The organism is Pseudoalteromonas sp. 0802 (assembly GCF_013350085.1).
GTDB lineage: Bacteria > Pseudomonadota > Gammaproteobacteria > Enterobacterales > Alteromonadaceae > Pseudoalteromonas.
The window spans coordinates 1-659 of sequence record NZ_JABVXE010000075.1 but is presented as its reverse complement, the minus strand read 5'-3'; the positions used below and the strand labels follow the sequence as shown (position 1 = coordinate 659).

The following is a 659-nucleotide window of genomic DNA, read 5'->3' as shown; positions in this document are numbered from 1 at the left end:
CGAACTCAAAATAACTATGAATTCATCAGCGCTAAAGCGAGCTATGTAGTCAGTTTTTTCTAATGGGGTAGAGAGGCGTTCAGAAACTTTAAGGAGTAATTCATCACCCGATTCATAGCCGAAAACATCATTCACATCTTTGAATCGATCTATATCGATAAATAGTAGAGAAAAGCCCTTTATATTGCTTGTTATAAGCTCATTAATAACTAACTCGATGGAATGACGATTCAAACAGTTAGTTATTGGATCATAAGACACCATTTTTTCCAAAGCTTTACGAACAGATACTTGCTCAGAAATATCAATATCTAAACAAAACATTTCAAACTCATCTCCCCTAGTTTTTAATAAAACATGAGATGAAAAAACAGGCACCGGCTGACCCTTAATATTTTGTAAAGTTAATTCGGATGATGGAATGGGAATGTTGTGTTCAAGCCAATTTTTATGTGCTTCAATGACATCCTTTTTCATTGAAGGAGGGATGATCAAATCTTCTAGTTTTTTTCCTAAAGCTTCAGTTTGAGTGTACCCATATAGAAAGGTACTTGCTTTATTCCAATAAATTACTTCACGATGTCGATTGTAGCCTTGAACAGCTACTTTTGAGAGTGATTCAATGAGCTCTAAGAAGCGAACGTCAGGCAAGTTTGTTG

Annotated in this window: 1 protein-coding gene; it reads right to left on the bottom strand. The window is 35.2% G+C overall.

Annotated elements, in window-relative coordinates:
- On the bottom strand, positions 1-659 hold a 659-nt coding region (locus tag HUS61_RS21180; protein WP_175092381.1), incomplete at both ends, for a GGDEF domain-containing protein.